This is a genomic window from Tateyamaria sp., assembly GCF_039940735.1.
Classification (GTDB): domain Bacteria; phylum Pseudomonadota; class Alphaproteobacteria; order Rhodobacterales; family Rhodobacteraceae; genus Tateyamaria.
On the sequence record NZ_JBDVGB010000010.1, the window covers coordinates 1 to 6,294 of the forward strand.

The window sequence follows — 6,294 nt, forward strand, 5'->3', positions numbered from 1 at the left end:
TCGTTCTCGCCCACGAAAGGCAGCACACGGCCCTCACGCTCACGCATGGCGATTACAACGCGGCGTGTGCCTGTCTGGTGTTCTTTCTTGCGGCGGTCAACGCGCTTGGCCTTTTCGTTGTGGGGGCGGATGTGACCGCCAAAATATGCGCCGTCGATTTCAACGTGGCCTTCCAGAACTTCACCCGTCTGAACCTCACGTGCGATGGCCTCACGCAACTTGTGGGCCAGCACAAAGGCCGTTTTGTACTGGCAATCAATGTCGCGGCTCAGTTGAACCATGCTCATTCCTTTGGACGCGTTCACTGTCAGACAGATCGCGGCCAAGAGGTCCACAAAGTCCATCTTGCGCGAGGCAAAGATGGTGCCAGATGTGACGCTAAACTGGTGGTGGCAGTTCTTGCATTTGAACTTGCGGCGCGTGGTGATCTTGTACGTCTCATGGTTGCCACACTGTGGGCAAACGGCTTCGCCGTTTGTCTCAGACCAGCGCATCTTGCAGAACACATCATGCGCCGCCGCTTCGCCAGCTTTGTAGATGCTGCGAAGGCTAAGGGTGCGTGATGCTGCTGAAAGAAGGAAGTGCTGGGCCATTGTCATTACCTGTGATGTCTATACCCTATTAATAGGGTTTGCACATCATCAAGTCAAGGGGTATACCCTATTAATGAGGTTTTATCACCAAGGATAAAGAATGCCAAAGAACCACACGGACGCGGAATGGTCTGACAAAGCGAAGAACCTGCTTAGGTCAGAGTTGAAGCGCAAGGGTATAACCTACGCTCAACTCTCTGGAATGCTTGGGAATATTGGCGTTGATGAAAACGAAAAGAACATAGCCAACAAGATCAGCCGTGGCGTTTTCACTATGGCTTTCTTTTTGCAGTGCATGGCCGCTATTGAGGTCACAGAATTAAGGCTGTAGCCGCCTCAAGTGTTGCGGTCAAAAATGATAGTAGCCAGCTCCTTACGACCACCGGATATGTGATCCTTCATTTCAATGAAGTTCTTTATTTGCGGGCTGTCAGAAGCAAAGCTAATTGTCTGGTCGCCTTCAATTGGCCATTCACACTCAGAGAAGTGCACTGGGTTGCCTTGATATATTAAAGTGGCATTCACAAAGCTGCAGCGCTTAAAGCACTTCCAGTCAATCCTAACAGTTTTACCATCAAAATTCTCGCCAGCAACGATTTCAAGGTCATTCAGGTCAATGTCACTTGCATGCGTTGCGGGGGGTCGGTCCATTCGTCTCTTGAGCCTTGACGCGAGAAAGTGGACCCACACACCAGCACCCAAGCCAACGAAGCCCATAAGAAGTGGGGTATTATTCGCCACCCAAGTCATAGCGGGTGCTGCCCAATCTTCGCTATCCCACCCAAGAAGATCAAAGAATTCCTCAAAGAATGGCTCGCCAAACATCGCAGCCAATGGTCCGAAGAAAAATATAAGGGCGATTGTGCGTATGGCTGACATGGCGGGAACACTCGCACAGCGTTATGTCGGTGTGGAGTCTTAATCACCCCTCACACCCCGCCGTGCTGGTGTGAAGCGGTCCGCACGCTTGGTGCGTTTGACTCTACATGAGCGCCCTGCGAGGCTGATTTGCTTACACCATTAGGATTGCACATGACCGAATTAGAGAAGCTCGCCGATTTTTTTATGCGCGAGAACGCAAAAGCCAACGCCGAAAGAATGGTGCTAAAGCAATTGATCACGAATCTAATTTCGAGACACGCTAGAGAGCACGACAGCACAGATGAATACATCATGACCCTGACCGCCGCATCAATGATCGGATTTGACGAAACGCCGCCTGAAGACGAGATGGGAAGGATGGCCTTTGATCACGGCGCATCTTACTGCAACGAGATCGAAACAGCCGCTCTTGCTCTAGTGCGCGACGGTTGATATTGATCTCTGCGGCACGCAACTGTTGTTCAATGGGGTTATTCATTCAAAGCACCCCGCTTGGTGCGTTTGATACATAAGGCCGAAAACACCTTGGGGGAGTCCGCAGGACGGGGGCAACGCCCCCTTATACAGAATTGGCCCGCCATGCGCCTGCATGGCGGGATTTGATTTACATCAATTGACAGTTTTGGTTTCGACCACGTCTTGTTCAATAGCCTTCTGAGCGGCGATCTCGATGCGGCGTGGCTTTAGGGCCTCTGGAACTTCCTTGACCAAATCGATGTGCAGCATGCCGTCTACATGGGATGCGCCAGTCACGACCACATGGTCTGCAAGGTGAAAACGACGCTCGAATGCGCGGGTTGCGATTCCGCGATGTAGATAAGATGTGTTCGTTTCTTCGGCCTTGCTGGCGGATACAATCAGGCTCTTTTCCTTAGCCTCGACATTAAGATCCTCGTCTGAAAATCCTGCAACGGCGATCGAAATGCGATAGGCATCGTCGTCGGTCTTTTCGATGTTGTAAGGGGGGTAGCTGCTTGCGCTTGTGTCCGTCGCGGTGACCCGATCCATCAGGTCAGCGATTTGGTCAAAACCAACGGTTGCGCGGTAAAGCGGTGCAAAATCATATGTACGCATTGTTATCCTCACTTTGAGCGATGACAGGCGGGTTCTCCGAAATGGACGACCCCGCGTGGGTTGCTATGGTCGGACCCCGATTGGGCATCCGATAACCAACATGTGGTGAGGATTTTTGACGGTTCAAGCCCCTTAGGGGCGTACGAATTTTGCACCGGTGTTGTTGCGCGCGCTCCCACCACCCACGGTGATGCGACGTACTTTGGCGACGGGCGGGGCGACCTGAAGGCGCAATTGAGATCTCAGTTCGGCCACGCGTTCTGGCAAAACCATCCCGACAGAACGCTTTTCGCCTTCAATCTCCATTATGCCAGAAATCACCGCCATAATTTTCCCACGTCCGTTCTTGTGCGAAAACACCGGTGAACCAGATGATCCGAACGTGACGTCGCAATCAAAGACCATTGCGTCCCCTTGCTGCGCCAGCATCTGGCATTCCTTTTGCCGAGACTGCGCATTTGCGCGATCGCGGCCATAGGACACGACACTGACGGGGCCAGGTTCGATGCGGTCGGAATGCAGGTAAAATGGTGGCACCTCGAAGGTAGAGATCGGCTTGTCCAATTGGATCAGCGCGACATCATGGGCGATATTGGCAGCAGTCAACGGGGCCACCGGATTAAAACCCTTGTGTGCGGCGGAATTGCGCGCTGACCGCACAGCGACGGCCGCCCCATCACGCAAGCCAGCGCTGAAGGTGATTTCATCGTTGGACCACAACTGATTGGTGTCCGGATGATAAAGACAGTGCGCCGCCGTCAGCACCAGATCAGGAGCGATCAACGTGCCTGAGCAAAATGCGCCACGCCCAAAATCGATCCGCCCTACAGCCTTCCAACTGGCGGCGGCATAATCCGTGTCCAAAGACCGCAAAGCACTGGTTTGTGCCTGCGCCATACCCCCTAGAACAAGGGTGCAAATAAGGGCTAGTACTCTCATGGTTTCACAACCTTCGCGCCGGTTTCATTGGGCGCACCTAAGATGACTCGATTGCTCAGCGTGTCTTGTTGCGCAACCATTTCGGCCTGCAATTCGGCCAACGGAACGCCTAGCGAGGTGCCCAACGACACGGCCTTGCCGTCCACTTCGGCCTTGGCAGACACAACTGATACGATCTGAACTTCGCCTTCTTGCACCACAAAAATGGGCGCACCCGAGCTGCCAAAATCGACAGAACAGGACGTCACGAGCATACCTTGTTGCAGCGCAAGAACACTGCACAGTTCCTGCAAAGACGGCGCTTCGGACCGACCTGCACCATAGCTGACGACCGCGACCTTGGACCCACGTTGCGGGCGGGCCTCGGTCGAAAACGGGTGAATTTTTCCATCCCGGATCGGGTGATCAAGTTCCAGCAGCGCAAGGTCATTGCCTTCGCCGCCGGTGTTGACGTGGCTCGCGTATTCATAGTTCGGGTGAACCACCGCCCGTCGCACAGTGCGATAAGCAGACGCACGCCCATCACGCCATCCTGCCAGAAATTCGACCTGATCGTGCTGGATGCGCGCGCCGGATTCTTTGTTGTAAAGACAATGCGCGGCGGTCAGCACCATATTGGGGGCAATCAGGGTACCTGTACAGAAACCGGAATTGCCGATGTTCAAGCGGCCCACGGCTTCCCAAGCTTTTGCGTCAACCCCATTGGACAGCCGCCGCAAGTGCGAATCTTGCGCAAGCGCAGCCGTTGTCACGGTTAAACCCATGATAGATAGTGCCATCCAACGCCGCATGTATTCCCCTACTTCGAAGCGGATTTGGTTCAATGCTTAGGCAGGAAAGGGGGCAGAAATAGGGCAAGCCGCCATTTTAACGTAAAATGGGCACATCCGAATGGGTGCGGTCCAACCCGGCAGGCCGTGGCCCGCCTGTGGCCCAATCCAGTAGTTCGACCGTGTGCAGCACTGGGACCCCAGCGGCAGACCCGATCTGCATCATGCATCCAATATTGCCGGCTGCAATAACATCGGGTTTACGCGCCATAAGCGTGTCGACCTTGCGGGTCTTTAATTGCTTGGAAATTTCAGGCTGCATCAGATTGTAGGTGCCCGCCGATCCACAACACAGATGGCTGTCTTTGGGTTCAACTACCTTGAAACCCGCCTTCTTTAGCAAATCTTTGGGATAGGTTTTGATCTGTTGACCGTGTTGCAGCGAACATGCCGCGTGATAGGCAATGGTCATGTCCTGAGGCGCGCCAGCTGGCAGGTCGAGCTTCATCAGTACTTCGCTGACGTCCATTGCAATACCTGCGACGCGCGCAGCGTCGGCCGCCAGCGGGTCATTGCGAAACATATGGCCGTAATCCTTGATGGTGGTGCCGCAGCCCGAGGTATTGATGACGATGGCATCCAATCCATCACCATCCATCTCGCGCGCCCATGCAACGATGTTCTTGGCCGCGGCTTTGTGGCTTTCGGACGCCTTGCCCATGTGATGGGTCAGCGCACCGCAACAGCCCGCACCTTCGGCCACGACGACTTCGCACCCCAACCGCGTCAGCAGGCGGATGGTGGCATCGTTGATGTCCGTGTTCAACGCTTTCTGCGCACAGCCTGTCATCAATGCCACACGCATTTTCTTGGTGGTTTTGGGGGCGAAACTTTGCGGATCGTCATTGCGCGACACGGGCGGAATTTGTTTCGGGGCCATCTCTAACATGGCACGCAGGCGTGCATCAGGCATCAGCCAGGCGAAAGGACGCCCAATTTTGGCCCCCAACAATGCGATCCGAAAGCGCATGGGATAGGGTAATATTTGCGCCAGTACCCAGCGCAACATGCGATCGCTAAGGGGGCGTTTGTAATTGTCTTCGATGTATTCGCGCGCATGATCGACCAAATGCATATAATGAACGCCGCTGGGGCATGTCGTCATGCACGCTAAGCAGCTCAGGCAGCGGTCGATATGTTTGACGACTTTCTCATCCGGCACCCGATCGTTTTCTAGCATATCTTTGATAAGATAGATGCGCCCACGTGGGCTATCGAGCTCGTCGCCAAGCACCTGATACGTGGGGCAGGTGGCGGTGCAAAACCCGCAATGCACACAGTTGCGCAGAATGTCGTTGCTGCGCTGGATGGCCGGATCTTTAAGCTGGGTCGGGGTAAAGGTCGTTTGCATTTATTTCACCATCATTTGTGCGGCAGCAAAGCCGAACCACGGCACGGTTGTGCCCATTGCGCCGATTGCTCGGCTCCACTTGCGCGCTTTGGCCGAAGGGTAGGCCAGGCGCACCGCACGCGCGACCATCACCAAGACCACGATCCACGCCAGCCAGATCAACACGACGCTTAGAAACGCAGGTGCCCTATCGACACCAAATGAAGGGCTGGCTTCGGTTCGAAACATAAAGCTCAGCAACACCATGATGGATGCAGCCAATGCCAGCGGCCAACGTCGGCCATCAAACTGCACTAACACCAGAAAAAGCAATGGGCCGATCACAAAAGCCATGGTGAATAAAAGCAGTATCATCAGGGGGCAAGCAACCCAGCGTTCAGGATGCCCCGAGGGTCAAACCGTGACCGCAATGCAGTGCTTAGGGCGGCGACACCCGGCGTTTCTGGCTGGAAAACCGCGACATTCGCACGCAATGTGTCTGGCCCTTTGATCAACGTGGCGTGGCCACCAAGGGTGGCGATATGGGCTTGCAGTTGCGCGTGTGTGTCGCGCGATGCGTCTTGCATGCCGACCCAGATCAGGCCGCCACCCCAATCCATCAAGGTCTCAGCGCCTGCGGGCAAAG

At 54.7% G+C, this 6,294-nt stretch carries 9 protein-coding genes and 1 pseudogene; 2 read left to right on the forward strand and 8 right to left on the reverse strand.

Translation table 11 applies throughout. The features are described 5' to 3' along the window. The coding region (locus tag ABJF76_RS01735; RefSeq protein ID WP_413822492.1) for a transposase at positions 1-593 on the reverse strand (593 nt) is incomplete at its 3' end. A 100-nt stretch (positions 594-693) separates the two neighbouring features. On the opposite strand from ABJF76_RS01735, the gene ABJF76_RS01740 reads away from it, so the two are divergent. Continuing rightward, positions 694-924 (forward strand): DUF6471 domain-containing protein, encoded by a 231-nt coding sequence (locus tag ABJF76_RS01740; RefSeq protein ID WP_413820062.1) that lies wholly within the window; start codon positions 694-696, stop codon positions 922-924. Positions 925-929: 5 nt separating this feature from the next. Here ABJF76_RS01740 and ABJF76_RS01745 read toward each other — a convergent pair whose 3' ends face one another. Continuing rightward, a complete protein-coding gene (locus ABJF76_RS01745) occupies positions 930-1,472 on the reverse strand; it encodes a hypothetical protein (RefSeq protein WP_413820063.1) in 543 nt (180 codons plus the stop codon). A gap of 153 nt (positions 1,473-1,625) precedes the next feature. Here ABJF76_RS01745 and ABJF76_RS01750 point away from each other — a divergent pair, with 153 nt between their 5' ends. After that, positions 1,626-1,907, forward strand: a complete 282-nt coding sequence (locus ABJF76_RS01750) for a hypothetical protein (RefSeq protein WP_413820064.1) — start codon at positions 1,626-1,628, stop codon at positions 1,905-1,907. A gap of 177 nt (positions 1,908-2,084) precedes the next feature. Here the strand turns inward: ABJF76_RS01750 and ABJF76_RS01755 are convergent, their stop codons facing one another. The 6 genes and pseudogenes from ABJF76_RS01755 to ABJF76_RS01780 all read right to left on the reverse strand — a co-directional run. Beyond that, on the reverse strand, positions 2,085-2,549 hold the full coding sequence (locus tag ABJF76_RS01755) for an Hsp20 family protein (RefSeq protein ID WP_413820065.1): 465 nt from the start codon (positions 2,547-2,549) through the stop codon (positions 2,085-2,087). Positions 2,550-2,681: 132 nt separating this feature from the next. Further along, positions 2,682-3,488 carry a trypsin-like serine peptidase gene (locus ABJF76_RS01760; RefSeq protein WP_413820066.1) on the reverse strand — a complete coding sequence of 269 codons (807 nt, stop codon included), beginning with the start codon at positions 3,486-3,488 and terminating at the stop codon, positions 2,682-2,684. Next, positions 3,485-4,279: a trypsin-like serine peptidase gene (locus tag ABJF76_RS01765; protein ID WP_413820067.1), complete on the reverse strand. Its 795-nt coding sequence runs from the start codon at positions 4,277-4,279 to the stop codon at positions 3,485-3,487. The genes ABJF76_RS01760 and ABJF76_RS01765 overlap by 4 nt, the downstream gene beginning before the upstream one ends. Before the next feature lie 76 nt (positions 4,280-4,355). After that, positions 4,356-5,669, reverse strand: coding sequence for a glycolate oxidase subunit GlcF (gene glcF, locus ABJF76_RS01770; protein WP_413820068.1), 1,314 nt, complete (start codon positions 5,667-5,669; stop codon positions 4,356-4,358). Further along, complete coding sequence (locus tag ABJF76_RS01775; protein ID WP_413820069.1) at positions 5,670-6,023, reverse strand: hypothetical protein; 354 nt, start codon at positions 6,021-6,023, stop codon at positions 5,670-5,672. Further along, positions 6,023-6,294: pseudogene (locus ABJF76_RS01780) on the reverse strand (glycolate oxidase subunit GlcE); the annotation flags it as partial. The gene ABJF76_RS01775 and the pseudogene ABJF76_RS01780, both read right to left, overlap by 1 nt.